At 73.9% G+C, this 15,742-nt stretch carries 16 protein-coding genes; 13 read left to right on the top strand and 3 right to left on the bottom strand.

Annotated features, from left to right (window positions below; genetic code table 11):
• The first annotated feature begins 200 nt into the window (after positions 1 to 200).
• Entirely contained in the window at positions 201 to 932 is a 732-nt protein-coding gene (locus tag BJY16_RS09740) for a Fic family protein (protein WP_239177133.1), read from the top strand.
• Between the two features lie 33 nt (positions 933 to 965).
• The gene (locus BJY16_RS09745) at positions 966 to 1,442 is read left to right on the top strand and encodes an SCO5741 family PH domain-containing membrane protein (RefSeq protein WP_185038854.1); all 477 of its coding nucleotides are present in this window, start codon (positions 966 to 968) and stop codon (positions 1,440 to 1,442) included.
• A gap of 1,179 nt (positions 1,443 to 2,621) precedes the next feature.
• Here BJY16_RS09745 and BJY16_RS09750 read toward each other — a convergent pair.
• Together BJY16_RS09750 and BJY16_RS09755 are read right to left on the bottom strand one after the other, a co-directional pair.
• Positions 2,622 to 3,422 carry an HAD family hydrolase gene (locus tag BJY16_RS09750; protein WP_185038856.1) on the bottom strand — a complete coding sequence of 267 codons (801 nt, stop codon included), beginning with the start codon at positions 3,420 to 3,422 and terminating at the stop codon, positions 2,622 to 2,624.
• Between the two features lie 303 nt (positions 3,423 to 3,725).
• Positions 3,726 to 4,088: an STAS domain-containing protein gene (locus BJY16_RS09755; RefSeq protein ID WP_185038858.1), complete on the bottom strand. Its 363-nt coding sequence runs from the start codon at positions 4,086 to 4,088 to the stop codon at positions 3,726 to 3,728.
• Positions 4,089 to 4,291: 203 nt separating this feature from the next.
• Here BJY16_RS09755 and ssd point away from each other — a divergent pair, with 203 nt between their 5' ends.
• From ssd to BJY16_RS09795, 8 genes are read left to right on the top strand one after another with little or no spacing between them, the layout of a single operon-like run.
• Positions 4,292 to 5,362, top strand: coding sequence for a septum site-determining protein Ssd (ssd, locus tag BJY16_RS09760; protein ID WP_185046366.1), 1,071 nt, complete (start codon positions 4,292 to 4,294; stop codon positions 5,360 to 5,362).
• Entirely contained in the window at positions 5,359 to 6,519 is a 1,161-nt protein-coding gene (locus tag BJY16_RS09765) for a TadA family conjugal transfer-associated ATPase (RefSeq protein ID WP_185038860.1), read from the top strand. The genes ssd and BJY16_RS09765 overlap by 4 nt, the downstream gene beginning before the upstream one ends.
• On the top strand, positions 6,516 to 7,289 hold the full coding sequence (locus tag BJY16_RS09770) for a type II secretion system F family protein (RefSeq protein ID WP_239177135.1): 774 nt from the start codon (positions 6,516 to 6,518) through the stop codon (positions 7,287 to 7,289). Before BJY16_RS09765 ends, BJY16_RS09770 begins: the two co-directional genes overlap by 4 nt.
• Entirely contained in the window at positions 7,289 to 7,480 is a 192-nt protein-coding gene (locus tag BJY16_RS09775) for a hypothetical protein (RefSeq protein WP_185038862.1), read from the top strand. Before BJY16_RS09770 ends, BJY16_RS09775 begins: the two co-directional genes overlap by 1 nt.
• Positions 7,471 to 8,208 carry a type II secretion system F family protein gene (locus BJY16_RS09780; RefSeq protein WP_185038864.1) on the top strand — a complete coding sequence of 246 codons (738 nt, stop codon included), beginning with the start codon at positions 7,471 to 7,473 and terminating at the stop codon, positions 8,206 to 8,208. Before BJY16_RS09775 ends, BJY16_RS09780 begins: the two co-directional genes overlap by 10 nt.
• A 47-nt stretch (positions 8,209 to 8,255) precedes the next feature.
• Positions 8,256 to 8,441, top strand: a complete 186-nt coding sequence (locus BJY16_RS09785) for a DUF4244 domain-containing protein (protein WP_185038866.1) — start codon at positions 8,256 to 8,258, stop codon at positions 8,439 to 8,441.
• 13 nt (positions 8,442 to 8,454) lie between these two features.
• Positions 8,455 to 8,820, top strand: coding sequence for a TadE family type IV pilus minor pilin (locus tag BJY16_RS09790; RefSeq protein WP_185038876.1), 366 nt, complete (start codon positions 8,455 to 8,457; stop codon positions 8,818 to 8,820).
• A gap of 2 nt (positions 8,821 to 8,822) precedes the next feature.
• Positions 8,823 to 9,230, top strand: coding sequence for an Rv3654c family TadE-like protein (locus BJY16_RS09795; RefSeq protein ID WP_185038877.1), 408 nt, complete (start codon positions 8,823 to 8,825; stop codon positions 9,228 to 9,230).
• Positions 9,231 to 9,294: 64 nt separating this feature from the next.
• Here BJY16_RS09795 and BJY16_RS09800 read toward each other — a convergent pair whose 3' ends face one another.
• Complete coding sequence (locus BJY16_RS09800) at positions 9,295 to 11,787, bottom strand: DNA 3'-5' helicase SftH (RefSeq protein WP_185046368.1); 2,493 nt, start codon at positions 11,785 to 11,787, stop codon at positions 9,295 to 9,297.
• A 200-nt stretch (positions 11,788 to 11,987) separates the two neighbouring features.
• On the opposite strand from BJY16_RS09800, the gene BJY16_RS09805 reads away from it, so the two are divergent.
• The 3 genes from BJY16_RS09805 (at position 11,988) to BJY16_RS09815 (ending at position 15,736) form a co-directional block, all read left to right on the top strand.
• Positions 11,988 to 12,344, top strand: coding sequence for an STAS domain-containing protein (locus BJY16_RS09805; RefSeq protein WP_185038879.1), 357 nt, complete (start codon positions 11,988 to 11,990; stop codon positions 12,342 to 12,344).
• Complete coding sequence (locus BJY16_RS09810) at positions 12,341 to 12,781, top strand: ATP-binding protein (RefSeq protein ID WP_185038881.1); 441 nt, start codon at positions 12,341 to 12,343, stop codon at positions 12,779 to 12,781. The genes BJY16_RS09805 and BJY16_RS09810 overlap by 4 nt, the downstream gene beginning before the upstream one ends.
• A 534-nt stretch (positions 12,782 to 13,315) precedes the next feature.
• Entirely contained in the window at positions 13,316 to 15,736 is a 2,421-nt protein-coding gene (locus BJY16_RS09815; RefSeq protein WP_185038883.1) for a sodium-translocating pyrophosphatase, read from the top strand.
• Positions 15,737 to 15,742 lie beyond the last annotated feature (6 nt).

Below are 15,742 nucleotides of genomic sequence, written 5' to 3' on the forward strand. Positions count from 1 at the left end.
AGGGCGGCTCCTCTGCCGTGACCGGGGGTCTCTTCGTTGCACACTAGTTCCGACCGGGGGATCCGGTGAAAGCTGCGCGCCGGGCGGTGCCGTGCGCGCGCCGAATGACGCCCGCGTGATCGGTACTGCGCGAATCTTGCCAGTTCCACTCGTGTTTGTGCACCCCGGGTTTCCGGCGTTTTACCGGTTACCGTGTTCGGGTGGATCCACTAGCACCCTTGCTCGACCTCGCTGACGTCGCTCCGGCCCTGGCCGCGGCCCGGGACAGCGTCGACGCCGCCATGCGGCACCGGGCCCTGCGCCGGCACGGCGGCCAGGTCGCCGCCGAGGCCAGCCTGCGCGCCGCGGTCGCCAGCGCCGCCCTCGAGGGCAACCATCACGAGCTGGAGGACGTGCGCGCCGGCACCGTCACCGACCCGGTCCTGCAGGGCGCCCTGCGGGTCGCCGAGGGGCTCGGCGGCCTGGTCGACCTCTGGCCCCGCGCGCCCCGCCAGGTCCTGGCCAAGCTGCACGTGCTCGCCGCCCGCGGCGTGGTGCCGGCGCCCGACCTGGGCCGGCTCACCGGCGGCGCCGAGCGGATCGACGCGCTCGCCGGGCTGGTCGCCGGCAACGAGGAGACGCCGCCGCTGCTGCTCGCCGCGATCGTGCACGCCGAGCTGATCACGCTGCGCCCGTTCGCCGGCCCGGCCGGGGTGGTCGCCCGGGCGGCCGCCCGGCTCACCCTGATCGGGCGCGGCTTCGACCCGCGCGGCCTGGTCTCGGTCGAGGTCGGGCACCTGTCCCGGGAGCCGGAGTACGTGGGCTCGGCGGGCGCCTACGCCACCGGCACGCCGGACGGCGTCCGTTCCTGGCTGCGGCACTACGCGTCCGCGGTGACGGCCGGCGCCGAGGAGATCGCCACGATCGGTGACGCTGTTCTCGCCACCGTGTGACCGGAGATCATCCCGGCGTCGCATACTTTTGGCGTGGCTGACAACTGGGTGCGTCCGTACCAGCCCGGTTCCGGGCGCTGGCTGGTGATCGCCTGGGAGGCATTCGCGCTCGCGATGCTCTCCTGGGCCACGGTCCGGCAGTTCGACCTGATCGGGCACGGTGTCCGGGTGGTCGCCTGCCTGCTGGCCGCGGTCTGGGTGATCGGCGCGTGGCGGATCCTGCAGCTCGGCGTCTACGTCAGCGCGGACGGTGTGCTGATCCGCGGCCTGCTCCGTTCCCGGGTGCTGAGCTGGCGCGAGATCGCCCGCGTCCGCCTGCACCGCACCATCCACCGCCTCGGCCCCTGGGAGATCGAAAGCGGCCGCACCGTCCTCCTCGACCGCCGCGACGGCGAAACCGTCAACACCGAGCTATGGGAACAGGGCGTCGACTTCCACTCCCGCCCCACCCTCTTCCGAGCCGTCTACAACGAAATCCAGTCCCACCACACCGCCGCCAACCCAACCTGACACAGCAAGCCCCCAACCCACCCGAATCCAGCAAGCAGCCGGGTCTTCAGGCCGCGCAACTCTCGCGGCGGTGGGTCAACGGCAAGCAGGCGGGGCTTCAGGCCGCGCGCCTCTCGCGGCGGTGGGTTAACGGCAAGCAGGCGGGGCTTCAGGCCGCGCGCCTCTCGCGGCGGTGGGTTAACAGCAAGCACGCCGACTCCTCAAGCCGCGCAACTCTCCCACCCGGAGCGCCACACCGCGACGCGGGGTCTGGGGGCTCGGCCCCCAGGCTGGCAACGAAGAGGGGCCGCGGTCCGCGCATTCCGCGGACACACGACCCCTGCCACTCTTGCGCGTCCGAACCGGGTTAACAAGCGTGCACCTGGGTCGTTGTCGACGGTCCAGCAGCCTGGTGGCGATGATCCCCGTGACGGCGGAAGCACCACCTGCGGCATAGGTCCCGTCGCAACGTGCCTGCCGTGGCTGATCGCGCGTGGGTTCCCGGTGGCCGTGCACGGTGCCTGAGCTGACCGATCCGATCTCTCGATGGATCCGATTTCTCTTGGCTCCGCGACTTCCTTTCTACGCCGGTCCGAGCTTGATCGCCAGGCATCAGCCCGGCAAATCTGGCGATCCGCTATTACTCAGACCAAAGCCATTCTCCCTGGTCATTGAGTTGCCGCAACCCTTGGAAGATCAAGTTCAAGATCAAGGGACTGCTGACTCGGATCGCGCTGATCACTGATCGTCGCTCCCGCCAGGGACCCTGTTGGTCCGAGCTGGCCGCTGGCGCGTCCAGAACGCTCAGCCCAACAGGGCGACGCCCGTGGGTGGTCGCGATCCGCTGAATCAAACCCTGCGGCGGGGCGTGACTTCACGGTTCCGTGGTTGGTCGTGGCGAGCCAACCCCAGAAAGCCGGGAGCGTTGGGCTGGGCGGCTCGGGTGGACGAGGTGGGATCGCGGGGCGGAGGGCGTACCGGAAAGCGGCGGCCGTCAGGGGAAGCGGCCAGTGCGGGGTGAGGAACCGTGCGGGAAGGTTGTGGCGGCCGGGAGTCGGCGGCGGACCGTGCGGGTCGGGCGACGGCGGCGCGGGAGTTGGCGGCGGACCGTGCGGGTCGGGCGACGACGGCGCGGGAGTTGGCGGCGGACCGTGCGGGTTTGGCGACCGCGGCGCGGGAGTTGGTGGCGGAGCGTGCGGGTCAGGCGACGGCGGCGCGGGCGCGGCGGTGGCGGCCGTAGAGGGCGAAGCCGATGGCGACGCCGACACCGACACCGAGGGCGGCGGCGACCGGGACGGCCGGGCGGTCGCGGAGGCGTTTGCCCAGGGCGATCGGGTGGCGGAACTCCAGCACCGGCCAGCCGCGCTCGACGGCGACGCGGCGCAGGGCGCGGTCCGGGTTGACCACGCTGGGGTGCCCGACCGACTCCAGCATCGGCAGGTCGCTGCTCGAATCCGAGTAGGCGAAGCACTGGTCGAGGTCGTAACCCCGGGTGGCGGCCAGCGCGCGGATGCCGGTGACCTTGGCCGGGCCGGCCGAGTAGAACTCGACCTCGCCGCTGTACCTGCCGTCGGCGATGGCCATCCGGGTGGCGATGATGTCGGTGATACCGAGCAGGGCGCCGATCGGGCGGACCATCTCGTCGCCGGAGGCGGAGACCAGCACGACGTCACGGCCGGCCGCCTGGTGCTCGGCGATCAGCGCGGCGGCCTCGGCGTACACATACGGGTTGATCAGCTCGTTGAGCGTCTCGGCGACGATCTGCTGCACCTGCTCGACCCGCCAGCCCTTGCAGAGCGTGGCCAGATAGTCACGGGTGCGGGCCATCGCCTGCTCGTCGGTGCCGCCGCCGAGCCGGAACATCAGCTGGGCATAGGCGGATTTCACCACGTCACGGCGGCTGATCAGGCCATCGCGATAGAACGGCCGTCCGAAGGCCAGCGCGCTGGACTTGGCGATGACGGTCTTGTCGAGGTCGAAAAACGCGGCGCTGGGGCCCACGGGGCGAAAGTGTAGCGGCAACCGGCTCGCGCCCGGGTACCCCTTCACCGTGACGCGCAGTGAAAACGGTCAGACGGGCAGGGACCTCGCATCGAGTTCAATTCAGTACTCGACTGCCGACTCAGTCTGAGGCAGACTTGTGTTGCGACTGGGATGAGTGTTGTTACCGTCGCGTCCCGTAAAGCTCCATGAAATGGCCCTCGGCGGCTGCGCCCCCCGCGGTTGCCGAGTCGATTCGGCTCGACCCCCCCGGAGCCGAATCCCAGGACGACCCCCGTCTCCCCCGACGGGGGTCGTTCCCTCTCAGGCTCCGGTCGCGTGGGTGGGCAGGCCGCTCGCCAGGTCGTCGTCCTCGGGCAGGCCGAAGAAGCCGTTGAGCCCGGTCACCGTGAGCACCCGGCGGAAGGTCGGGCTGGGGTTGACCACCAGGTAGCGGGTGTTGCTCTCGGTGGCGGCCCGGTAACCCTCGATCAGGGCGCCGAGGCCGGTCGAGTCGATGAACGACGCGGCGCGCAGATCGACGTGGACGGCCGGTGGTGACCAGTCACTGATGGCGTCCCGGATGCCGTCGGCCACCTCGTCGGCGTTGGAGAAGTCGATCTCCCCGAGCACCGTGACCGTGACCGTGCCGTCATCCGCGAGCGTGGTCCGGATCGAGTTCTCCATACCCACTCCATCGGTCCGTGTCGGCCCAACATACCCAACCTGGACGGCTCCAACCGCTGCGGCCTTAACAGATCAGATCGCCGTACGGGCGTCGTCCACAGGGTCCGAAGTTGTCCACAGCCAGGGCGTCCGCCGATTGCCCGGGCGGCCGCGGATCGGGAGGTTGGGCGGGCCCAATCGTGCGCACCCCCTCGGAGACCGCGATGTCCCAGCCACCCCGCCCGCTCCTGGTCACCGCCGACCCCGTCCTGCTCGACGACTTGCTCCGGCTGGCCGCCGCCGCGGGCAGCGAGGTCGACGTGGCGCCCGACCCGGTCGCCGCCCGGCCCCGCTTCCGGCCCGCGCCGGTCGTCCTGATCGGCGCCGACCAGGCCATGCCCTGCCTGCGCGCCGGGCTGCCGCGCCGGCCACGGATCGTGCTGGTCGCCCGGGGCGCGCCCGGCGACGAGATCTGGTCGGTCGCCGAGCCGCTCGGCGCGGACCACGTCGCGGTCCTCCCGGAGGCCGAGCCCTGGCTGATCGAGCAGCTCGCCGGGCAGCCCCGGCCGCCCGCGGTGTCCCGCGCCCTCGCCGTGATCGGCGGCCGCGGCGGCGCCGGGGCCAGCATCCTGGCCGCCGGGCTGGCCGCGATGGCGGTCGAGGCCCGGCACCGCACCCTGCTGATCGACGCCGACCCGCTCGGCGGCGGCCTCGACCTGGTGCTCGGCTGGGAGGAGATCGGCGGGCTGCGCTGGTCCGGGCTGGCCGGCGCCGGTGGCCGGGTCGACCCGCCGGCCCTGCTCGGCGCGCTGCCGCACCGCGGCGACCTGGTGCTGCTCTCCTTCGACCGGGACGAGCTGGCCGGGGTGCCGGCCGAGGCGATGGCCGCCACCCTGGACGCCGCCCGGCGCGGCCGCGACGTGATCGTCGCCGACCTGCCCCGGCAGCTCGACGACGCCGCGGTGCTGGCCCTGCAGGCCGCCGACCGGACGCTGCTGGTGGTCCCGGCCGAGCTGCGGGCCACCGCGTCGGCGGCGCGCACCCTGGCCCAGATCCGGCCGCACTGCGACCAGGTCGCGGTGGTGGTCCGCGGGCCGGCGCCCGGCCGGCTGAAACCCCGGGAGATCGCGCAGACGCTCGGGCTGCCGCTGGCCGGCTCACTGCGCCCGGAGCCGGCCATGTGCCAGGACCTGGAGCGCGGGACCGCCCCGACCGCCGCCGGGAAGGGCCCGCTCGCCGACCTCTGCCGGCGGCTGATCGCCGAGCTGATGAGCGCCCCGGCGGTGGCCGCGTGAGTGTGGTGGACCGGGTGCGGCGGCAGTTCGCGGACCAGGGGGTGGAGGCCACCCCGGCGGCCGTGGTGAGCGCGGTCCGCCGGGAGAGCGGGGTGCTCGGCGACCGGGCCGTGCTGCGGCTCGCTGACCGGGTGCGGGACGAACTCATCGGGGCCGGGCCGCTGGCGCCGCTGCTCGCCGACAGCGCCGTGACCGACGTGCTGGTCAACGGGACGCAGGTGTGGGTGGACCGCGGGGGCGGGCTGCAGCGGGCGGCGGTGCGGATCGGGGACGCCGACGACGTACGGCGGCTGGCGCAGCGCCTGGTCGCGGCGTGCGGGCGGCGGCTGGACGACGGGCAGCCGTGCGCCGACGCCCGGCTGCCGGACGGGACCCGGCTGCACGCGGTGTTGCCGCCGGTGGCGACGCAGGGGCCGTACCTGTCGTTGCGGACCTTCCGGCAGCGGCCGTTCAGCCTCGGCGACCTGGTCTCGCACGGGACGGTGCCGGCCGGGGCGGCGGCGGTGCTGGAGGCGGTGGTCGGGGCGCGGTTGGCGTACCTGGTCACCGGCGGCACCGGCAGCGGCAAGACCACGCTGCTGGCGACCCTGCTCGGGCTGGTCCCGCCGACCGAGCGGATCGTGCTGGTCGAGGACGCGGCCGAGCTGCGCCCGGTGCACCCGCACGTGGTGGCCCTGCAGGCCCGGACCGCCAATGTCGAGGGCGCCGGGGTGATCGGGCTGACCGACCTGGTCCGGCAGGCGCTGCGGATGCGGCCGGACCGGCTGGTCGTCGGCGAGTGCCGGGGCGCCGAGATCGTCGACCTGCTCGGAGCGCTGAACACCGGCCACGAGGGCGGCGCGGGGACGCTGCACGCCAACGCGCCCGGCGACGTACCGGCCCGGCTGGAGGCGCTCGGCCTGCTCGGCGGCCTGCCCCGGGCGGCGCTGCACGCGCAGGTGCTCGCCGCCCTCCAGGTGGTGCTGCACCTGCGGCGGTCGGCGGCCGGCCGGGTGCTGGAGTCGGTCAGCGTGCTGGTGCCGTCCGGGCCGGAGCGGGCGCCGGCCGTGGTCCCGGCCTGGGACCGGACGGGCGGCGCCGGCCCGGGAGCCGGCGTGCTGGGCCGGCTGCTGCGCGACCGCGGGACCAGGGTGCCGCCGGTGCTGGGGGCGTCATGATCGAGATGCTGGTGCCGGCCCTCTGCCTGTTCGGGTGCGCGACGGTCGTCATGTGGCCGCGGCGTGGCGTTCTGGCCCGGCTGGGCGGGCGCCGACGCCGTCCGGCGATCCACCTCGGCCGCCGGGTGCGGATGCCGGTCGTCCGGGGCCGCCGGGCGGTGCTCGGGGTGGCCGGTACCGCCGCGGTGGTGGGACTGCTGCTCGGCGGGCCGGTGGCGGCGCTGGTCGGCGCCGTCTACGGCGGGCTCGGCGTGCAGGAGTGGGACCGCCGCCAGGTGGCGAAGCAGGTGGCCGTGCGGCGCGCGGCGTCGCTGGACCGGATGACGGCGCTGGTCGCCGACCTGCGGGCGGGACTGCCGCCGGCGTCGGTGGCAGTCCGGACCGGTGCATCCGGATCGGTTCCGACTGATGGCGCTGCGGCCCGGCCGGCCGCGGACGCGCGACTCGCCCGGCTCGCCGGGGCGGTGTGGCAGCTGGCGGAACAGACCGGGGCGCCGGCGGCGGACCTGCTGGGGCGGATCGAGGCGGACGCCCGGGCCGCCGACCGGGCGTCCGCTGCGGCCGGCGCGCGGGCGGCCGGGGCCCAGACGACCGCGGTGGTGCTCGCGGTCCTGCCGGTGGCCGGGGTCGCCGTGGGTTATGCGATGGGGATCGACCCGCTGCGGATCCTGCTGCACACCCCGTTCGGGGCGGGCTGCGCGGCCGGCGCGCTCCTGCTGCAGTGCGGCGGCCTGTGGTGGACCCGGCGCCTGATGAGCCGGGTGCGCTGATGCGGAACCGGTGCGAGGTGGCGGAGTTGTTGCGGGCGGCCGGGCCGGTCCGGATGCCGCTGCGGGAGTGCTGCGTGGCCGCCCTGGTCGGCGCCCGGCCGGCGAGCGTCTGCGAGGCGGCCCACCCGCCGGGCGATCCGCCACGGGCGGAGGCGAGAGATGCCGGCGGAGTGGCCGAGACATGGCCGTGAGTCTCGGATTCGTGCTGGCCGCGGTGGTGGTGCTGGTGGCGCCGTCGCCGGCGAGCTGGCGGGCCGGGCGGCGGCTCGGCCGGCTCGCGAAGTCGTGGCTGCGACCGGGAGCGGGCCGCACCCGCGGACTCAGCGATCGGCAGACCCGGGCTCTGGTCGCGGTGTTCGCCGGGGTGGCGGTGTTCGTGCTGGTCGGCGGCTGGTGGGGGGTGCCGCTCGGGCTCAGCGCCGGGATCGGCGCCGAGCGCTACCTGCGCCGGCAGGAGCCGGCCGCCGTCCGGAAGGAGCGGGCTGAGGTGCTCACCGACCTGCCGCTGGGAGCGGATCTGCTGGGTGCCGCGCTGCGAGCGGGCGCGCCGGTGGACCGGGCGGCGGCCGCGGTGGCCGACGCCCTGGGCGGGCCGCTCGGCGCACGGCTGCGCCGGACCGCCCGCTCACTGCGGCTGGGCGGGACGCCGGCCGAGGGCTGGGCGCACCTGGCCGATGTCGCTGCCGCGGACCGGCTGGTCAGCGCCGCGGTGCGGTCCAGCGCGAGCGGTGGCGCGCTGGCCGGCGCGCTGGAACGGCTCGCCGACGACCTGCGGGCGGCCGCCTCGGCCGCGGCCGAGGCGCGAGCGGAGCGGGCCGGGGTGCTGGTCGTGGTGCCGCTCGGCGGCTGCTTCCTGCCGGCTTTTCTGCTGGTCGGCGTGGTGCCGGCGCTGGTCGCCATGCTCGGCGGCGTGCTGTGAACCCAGGGTGCGGCGGCGGGCCGCGCCGGGAGATCGAGGAGGAGTGGATGTATCGCATCATGGTGGCGTTCCGGCGGTTGCGGGCCGCGGACCGGGAGGCCGGAGCGGCCGCGGTCGAGTACGCGATGACCGTCGCGGTGGCCGGCGTGATCATCGCCGTGCTGATGACGATCCTGAAGAGTGATCCGGTGCGCGAGGCGCTGACCGGCGTCATCCTCAGGGCCCTGCCGTGACCGGAGCCGTGCGGTGAGCGGGTGCCGGCGGCTCGGTGGCGACCGGGGCGCGTTCACCGTCGAACTCGCGGCCGGGCTGCCGGCACTCATGCTGCTGCTCTTCGTCGGGCTGACCGCGGTGTCGGCGGTGGTGACCCGGGCGCAGTGCCTGGACGCGGCCCGGGAGGCGGCGCTGGCCGAGGCGCGTGGCGAGCGGGGGAGTCCGGTGGCGGCCCGGATGGCCCCGCCGGGCGCCGAGATCCGGCTCGACGGTGACCGGGAGAGTGTCACGGCGACGGTGGTGGTGCGGGTGAAGCTGTTCGGAGCGCACGTTCCCGGGATCACGGTCACGGCGAGCGCGGTGGCCGCCCGGGAACCGGCCACCGTGCCGGTGGGCTGACGATGTCGGGCGCAGCGCTGGTGACCCGCGGGGGCGGAGCCCGGACCGGGCCGCGCGACGGTCCGGCGACGGCGGATCGGGGATCGGCGTCGATCCTCGTGCTGGCCCTGGGGCTGGTCCTGGTGATGGCCGGAGTGGCCGGGGCGATGGTGGCGTCGGCCCGGCTGGCGCGGCACACCGCGCGTACCGCGGCGGACCTGGCGGCGCTGGCCGCGGCCGGGCGCGCGGTCGAGGGCCCGGAGGTGGCGTGCGCGGCGGCCCGTCGGTATGCCGCAGCGAACGGCGCCCGGATGACGTCGTGCGAGGTCACCGGATGGGAGGTGGTGGTCCGGACCGAGGTGCCGGTCCGCTGGGTGCGGGCCGGCGCGACGGCGGCAGCCCGCGCTGGGCCGGTCACCTCGGGCCGGTGAACGGCGCGGCTCGGGCCGGACCGGTCTCCTCGGCTGGTGAACGACGCGGCTCGGCCGGACCGGGTCATTCGGGCTGGTGAACGGCGGTGGCTTGGGCCGGGTCGGTCTCGTCAGGCTGGTGAACGGCAGTGGCTCGGGCCGGGCCGGTCTCGTGGGGCTGGTGAACGGCGGTGGCTCGGGCCGGGTCGGTCTTGTCGGGCTGGTGACCGGCGGCGGTCGGCTGGTGCGGGATCGAGGCCGGCTCGGCCGGGAGGGCGGACAGGACCGTGTCGAGGACCCGGACGGCGCCTCGCTTGTCGAGCGGGTTGTTGCCGTTTCCGCACTTCGGGGACTGGACGCAGGACGGGCAGCCGGTCTCGCAGGCGCACGAGACGATGGCGTCCCGGGTGGCGCGGAGCCAGTCCCCGGCGGTGGCGTAAGCGCGCTCGGCGAAACCGGCGCCGCCCGGGTGGCCGTCGTAGACGAAGACGGTCGGGGCCTCGGTGTCCGGGTGGTTGGCGGTGGACAGGCCACCGATGTCCCAGCGGTCGCAGGTCGCCATCAGCGGGAGCAGGCCGATCCCGGCGTGCTCGGCGGCGTGCAGGGCGCCCGGCACGTCGGCCGGCTCGACACCGGCGGCGGCCAGGGCGCGGGGCGAGACGGTGAACCAGACGGCGACGGTGCGCAGCTCGCGGACCGGCAGGTCGAGCGGCTTGGTGTCGATCACCTCGCCGCTGCCCACCCGGCGCCGCTGGTAGGACACCACCTGGCTGGTCACGTCCACCTCGCCGAGGAAGAGGCCGACCGGGCCGGCGTCCAGGTACGACCGGACCTCGACCACCGACACGTCGGTCACGTCCCGGGCGTGCGTCGTCCAGTCCGGCTCCTCCTGGTGCACCAGGGCCACGGCGTCGTCCAGGTCCAGCTCGTCCACCAGGTAGGAGACGCCCTGGTGCAGGTAGACCGCGCCGTCGTGCAGCATCACGTGCGAGGAGCCCTGGTCGACGGTGCCGAGCAGCCGCCCGGTGGCCGCCTCCACCACCGAGACCGGGGCGCCGCCGGTGCCGCGCAGGTCCACGTCCGGCCGGCCGCGCTCGGTCCAGTACCAGCCGGACGGCCGGCGGCGCAGCGCGCCCGCCCGGACCAGCGCCTCGACGGTGGCCCGGGCCGGCTCGCCGCCGAAGAGCGCGAGGTCCGGCTCGGTGAGCGGGGCCTCCGAGGCGGCGCAGCACAGTTGCGGGCCGAGCACGTACGGGTTGGCCGGGTCCAGCACGGTGGCCTCGACCGGGCGGCCGAACAGCGCCTCCGGGTGGTGCACCAGGTAGGTGTCGAGCGGGTCGTCCCGGGCGATCAGCACGGCGAGCGCCGCCTGACCGGCCCGGCCGGCCCGCCCGGCCTGCTGCCAGAGCGAGGCGCGGGTGCCCGGCCAGCCGCAGATCAGCACCGCGTCCAGGCCGGCCAGGTCGACGCCGAGTTCGAGCGCGTTGGTCGAGGCCAGGCCGAGCAGCTCGCCGGAGAGCAGGGCCTGCTCGATCGCGCGCCGGTCCTCGCGCAGGTAACCGCCGCGGTAGGCGGCGACCCGCGCGCCCAGGCCGGGGACCGTCTCGTCCAGGGCGCGGCGGGCCACCGCGGCGACCACCTCGGCGCCGCGCCGGGACCGGACGAAGGCGAGGGTCCGGGTGCCGGCCACGACCGCGTCGGCCAGCAGGTCCGCGGTCTCCCGCAAGGCCGACCGCCGGACCGGCGGCGCGTCCGGCAGCCCCGGAAGGGCGGGATCGGCCGGCAGCCCGGCGAAGGCGGCGTCCGGGGAGGGCGGGAGCAGGGGTGGCTCCCAGAGGGCGAAGGTGACCGCGCCGCGCGGCGAGGCGTCGTCGGTGACCGCGGTGACCGGGGCGCCGACCAGCCGGGTGGCGCTGCCCGCCGGGTCGCCCGAGGTGGCCGAGGCCAGGACGAAGGTGGGCGTGCTGCGGTAGCGGGCGGCGACCCGGCGCAGCCGGCGCAGGACGTGCGCCACGTGCGAGCCGAAGACGCCGCGGTAGGCGTGGCACTCGTCGATCACCACGTAGCGCAGCCGGCGGAAGAACTGGGCCCAGCGGTCGTGGCCGGGCAGCAGCGAATGGTGCAGCATGTCCGGGTTGGTGAGGATGAACCGGGCGTGCTGCCGCACCCACTCGCGCTCCTCGCGCGGCGTGTCCCCGTCCAGCGTGGCCGGCCGGACCCCGTCCAGGCCGAGCCGGGCCAGCGCGCGCAGCTGGTCGGCGGCCAGGGCCTTGGTGGGCGCCAGGTAGAGCACGGTGGCCCGGGGGTCGGCGGCCAGCGCGGTCAGCGCCGGCAGCTGGTAGGCCAGCGACTTGCCGGAGGCGGTCCCGGTGGCCAGCACCACATGCGAGCCCTGCCAGGCGAGGTCGGCGGCGGCCGCCTGGTGCTCCCACGGCGCGGTGATCCCCTGCCGGGTCAGGGCGGCGTGCAGATCCGGGTCGATCCAAGCGGGCCAGGCCGCGACCCGCCCGGCCCGGGCGGTGACCTGCTCGACGTGGGTGATCGGGGACTGCGCGGCGCTCGCGCTCCGGGCTCGCATCAGGTGCAGCAGCTCGGCGGGACCGGAGGCGGTGGCAGTCACGCCAAGCACTCTGACACCATCAGGCGGCGGTCCCCAAACGAGGCCGGGCCGGACACCGGCTTGCCGTCCGCCTCAAACGGGTAGGGACGGTGGGTGCCACGCGTCGCCCGATGCCGGTCGGTGGTTAGATTCGCGGGGGAGATCAGGGAGGAGGACCGATGGAGCTGTCGCTGGCGACCCGGACCGTCGCCGACCACACGGTGCTCGAAGTCGGTGGCGAGGTCGACGTTTACACCGCTCCACGGCTGCGCGAGCGCCTGATCGAGCTGGTCGACGCCGGTGCCCGAGACGTGGTGGTGGACCTGGAGCGGGTCGAGTTCCTCGACTCCACCGGCCTGGGCGTGCTGGTCGGCGCGTTGAAACGGCTGCGGACCGCGCAGGGCACCTTCGGCCTGGTCTGCGCCAAGGAGCCACTTCTGAAGATCTTCCGGATCACCGCGCTGGATCAGGTCTTCCCGATCTTCCCCACCGTCGAGGCCGCCACCGAACGCGACGGCAGCGGTCCCGCTTCGTGATGGCTACGGTTCGGCTGTCCTTCTCGCCGGCGCCGGTGCATGTCCGCACCGCCCGCCTGGTCGGTGTGGCGGTGGCCCGGCGGGCCGGGGTCGACGAGGCGCTGCTGGACGAGGTGCGCCTGGCGATCGGCGAGGCCTGCACCCGGGCCGTCGCCCTGCACCGGCAGTACGGGCTGGCCGACCTGGTCACGGTGGAGATGTCCGACTCGGGCTCGTACACCGTCCGGGTCATCGACCACGCCCCGATCGAGGCCAGCATCGGTCTCACCAAGCTTCCGCCGGACGAGCTGGCCGCCGAGTCGCTCACCGAGGACGACCTCACCACCGGCGTCGGGTTCGCCCTGCTCGCCGGCTTCGTCGACGACCTCCAGGTCCGCCCGGTCGACGACGGCCCCGGCACCGAGGTCCGCATGGTCTGGCCGGTCGCCCGGCGTTAACTGAGCCGGCTGGCTCCGCGCCGCCGCAGAACGCCGGCGGCGTTGTGCGGGGGTGGGGGTTGGACCGTCGTGGCCACCCACGGACGCCGCCCTTGCGGGCTGAGCGTTCTGGACGCGTCAGCGGCCAGCTCAGCCCGGAAGGGTCCCTGGCGGGAGCGACGATCAGTGATCAGCGCGGCCCGAGTCAGCAGATCTTTGAATGGGATCTTCGGCGCGCCGGAAACAAGCGATCTTCCGTTACTCTCTATCCTTAATTCGGGCATTCCGCTTATTTCTGATTTGGCAAACTCTGACCACCTGGCCAGGCAAAAGATCAGCCAAATCCGATACCCGCTGGGTGGCGTGCTAACACAGCGGTGAACATCACCGCGACACGGCCGGGTCGCCATGTGACGATCGCCACGTCGGACCTATACAGTACGCGAGTTATCAGCTACTGCTGGTCCCGCGTCCGCGGGTCCGGTCGATCGTTAGCAAGCGCCCGGAGGTCTCGTCCACCACTCGGGTGCGGTCGGTGTGTGTAGGAGGACATTGATGTCCGGGACCTCGGTAAACCTCGCCGCCGAAGGTGGCGGAGTGTCCCTGAGCGGATCCAACGTCACATTCGTCATCGTCGCGCTGGTGTTCGCCCTGATCGCTCTGGGCTTCGCCGCGATGTTCGTCCAGTCGGTGCTGCGCACCGGCCGGGGCACCAAGAACATGCAGGAGATCGCCGGCGCCGTGCAGGAAGGCGCGTCGGCATACCTGTTCCGGCAGTTCAAGACGCTCGCCGTGTTCGTGGTGATCGCGGTCGTGCTGCTGTTCCTGTTGCCGGTGCACGACACCGACAACGAGACCTGGGTGAAGATCGGCCGATCACTGTTCTTCGTGGTCGGAGCGGTGTTCAGCTCATTCATCGGTGGCGCCGGCATGGCGCTGGCCACCCGGGCCAACCTGCGGGTCGCCGCGGCGGCCGGAGGGACCGGTGGCCGGGAGACCGCGATGGGGATCGCGTTCCGCACCGGTGGCGTGGTCGGCTTCCTCACCGTCGGCCTGGGTCTGTTCGGCGGCGCCCTGGTGGTGCTGATCTTCAACAGCGACGCGCCGACCGTGCTGGAGGGCTTCGGCTTCGGCGCCGCTCTGCTCGCGATGTTCATGCGGGTCGGCGGCGGCATCTTCACCAAGGCCGCGGATGTCGGCGCCGACCTGGTCGGCAAGGTGGAGCAGCACATCCCGGAGGACGACCCGCGGAACGCCGCGACGATCGCCGACAACGTGGGTGACAACGTCGGCGACTGTGCCGGCATGGCCGCCGACCTGTTCGAGTCGTACGCGGTGACCCTGGTCGCCGCGCTGATCCTGGGCCAGGCCGCGTTCGGTCAGGACGGCCTGATCTTCCCGCTGATCGTCTCGACGATCGGCGTGGTGATCGCCATCCTGGGTGTCTTCATCACCCGGCTGCGCCCGTCCGACCGCAACGGCCTGACCGCGATCAACCGGGCCTTCTACATCTCCGCGGTGGTCTCGGCGATCGCCGTGGCCGTGGTGACCTTCCTCTACCTGCCGGACACCTTCGCCGGCTTCGGGGACGCGGGGATCGCCCGGGACATCGTCGAGAGTGGGCAGAACCCGCAGCTGGTGGCGATCGGCGCGGTCGTCATCGGCATCGTGCTGGCCGCCGCCATCCAGGCGCTGACCGGCTACTTCACCGAGACGAACCGGCGCCCGGTGCAGGACATCGGCAAGTCCTCGGCGACCGGCGCGGCCACCGTGGTGCTGGCCGGCATCAGCGTCGGCCTGGAGTCCGCGGTCTACTCGGCGCTGCTGATCGGCGCCGGCGTCTACGGCGCCTTCCTGCTCGGCGGCACGTCGCTCACCCTGTCGCTGTTCGCGGTGGCGCTGGCCGGCACCGGCCTGCTCACCACGGTCGGCGTGATCGTGGCGATGGACACGTTCGGCCCGATCTCGGACAACGCGCAGGGCATCGCCGAGATGTCCGGTGACATCGACGAGCAGGGCGCGAAGATCCTGACCGAGCTGGACGCGGTGGGCAACACCACCAAGGCGATCACCAAGGGCATCGCGATCGCGACCGCGGTGCTGGCCGCGACCGCGCTGTTCGGCTCGTACACGAACAGCCTGGCCAGCTCGCTCGCCGACGCCGGGATCACCGACGTGCAGCGGGAGATCTACGAGCTGCTGAACATCGCGAACCCGCGCAGCCTGGTCGGCCTGCTGGTCGGCGCGGCGGTGGTGTTCCTCTTCTCCGGTCTGGCGATCAACGCGGTGTCCCGCTCGGCGGGCGCGGTGGTCATGGAGGTGCGCCGGCAGTTCCGCGAGCACCCCGGGATCATGGACCGGACCGAGCGGCCGGAGTACGGCCGCGTGGTCGACATCTGCACCCGGGACGCGCAGCGCGAGCTGCTCACCCCCGGTCTGCTGGCGATCATGGCCCCGATCGCGGTGGGCTTCGGGCTGGGTGCCGGGGCGCTGGCCGCCTACCTGGCCGGCGCGATCGGCGCGGGCACCCTGATGGCGGTCTTCCTGGCCAACTCCGGTGGCGCCTGGGACAACGCGAAGAAGCTGGTCGAGGACGGCGCGCACGGCGGCAAGGGCTCCGAGGCGCACTCCGCCACGGTCATCGGCGACACCGTCGGCGACCCGTTCAAGGACACCGCCGGCCCGGCGATCAACCCGCTGATCAAGGTGATGAACCTGGTTTCGCTGCTGATCGCGCCGGCCGTGGTGACCTGGAGCATCGGCACCGACGCGAACACCGGCCTGCGGGTGGCCATCGCGCTGGTGGCGGTGGCGATCGTGACCGCCTCGGTGGTCTGGAGCAAGCGCAAGCCGATCTCGATGGGCGAGGAGGCGCAGGCCTCCGCGGCCGGCGCCGCGGACACCGCCAAGGCGGCGCAGGACGCGCAGCACACCGATGCCGGGACGGCGTCCCGGATCAAGGACAACGTGGGCTGACCCCCG

The sequence above is a fragment of the Actinoplanes octamycinicus genome (assembly GCF_014205225.1).
GTDB lineage: Bacteria > Actinomycetota > Actinomycetes > Mycobacteriales > Micromonosporaceae > Actinoplanes > Actinoplanes octamycinicus.

What these genes read in the sequence shown, in the direction of transcription:
- BJY16_RS09755 (WP_185038858.1), bottom strand. Translation starts at nt 4,088, where the DNA reads ATGGAGAACTCGATCCGGACCACGCTCGCGGATGACGGCACGGTCACG.
- ssd (WP_185046366.1), top strand. Translation starts at nt 4,292, where the DNA reads ATGTCCCAGCCACCCCGCCCGCTCCTGGTCACCGCCGACCCCGTCCTG.
- BJY16_RS09770 (WP_239177135.1), top strand. Translation starts at nt 6,516, where the DNA reads ATGATCGAGATGCTGGTGCCGGCCCTCTGCCTGTTCGGGTGCGCGACG.
- BJY16_RS09775 (WP_185038862.1), top strand. Translation starts at nt 7,289, where the DNA reads ATGCGGAACCGGTGCGAGGTGGCGGAGTTGTTGCGGGCGGCCGGGCCG.
- BJY16_RS09780 (WP_185038864.1), top strand. Translation starts at nt 7,471, where the DNA reads ATGGCCGTGAGTCTCGGATTCGTGCTGGCCGCGGTGGTGGTGCTGGTG.
- BJY16_RS09785 (WP_185038866.1), top strand. Translation starts at nt 8,256, where the DNA reads ATGTATCGCATCATGGTGGCGTTCCGGCGGTTGCGGGCCGCGGACCGG.
- BJY16_RS09795 (WP_185038877.1), top strand. Translation starts at nt 8,823, where the DNA reads ATGTCGGGCGCAGCGCTGGTGACCCGCGGGGGCGGAGCCCGGACCGGG.
- BJY16_RS09800 (WP_185046368.1), bottom strand. Translation starts at nt 11,787, where the DNA reads ATGCGAGCCCGGAGCGCGAGCGCCGCGCAGTCCCCGATCACCCACGTC.
- BJY16_RS09805 (WP_185038879.1), top strand. Translation starts at nt 11,988, where the DNA reads ATGGAGCTGTCGCTGGCGACCCGGACCGTCGCCGACCACACGGTGCTC.
- BJY16_RS09815 (WP_185038883.1), top strand. Translation starts at nt 13,316, where the DNA reads ATGTCCGGGACCTCGGTAAACCTCGCCGCCGAAGGTGGCGGAGTGTCC.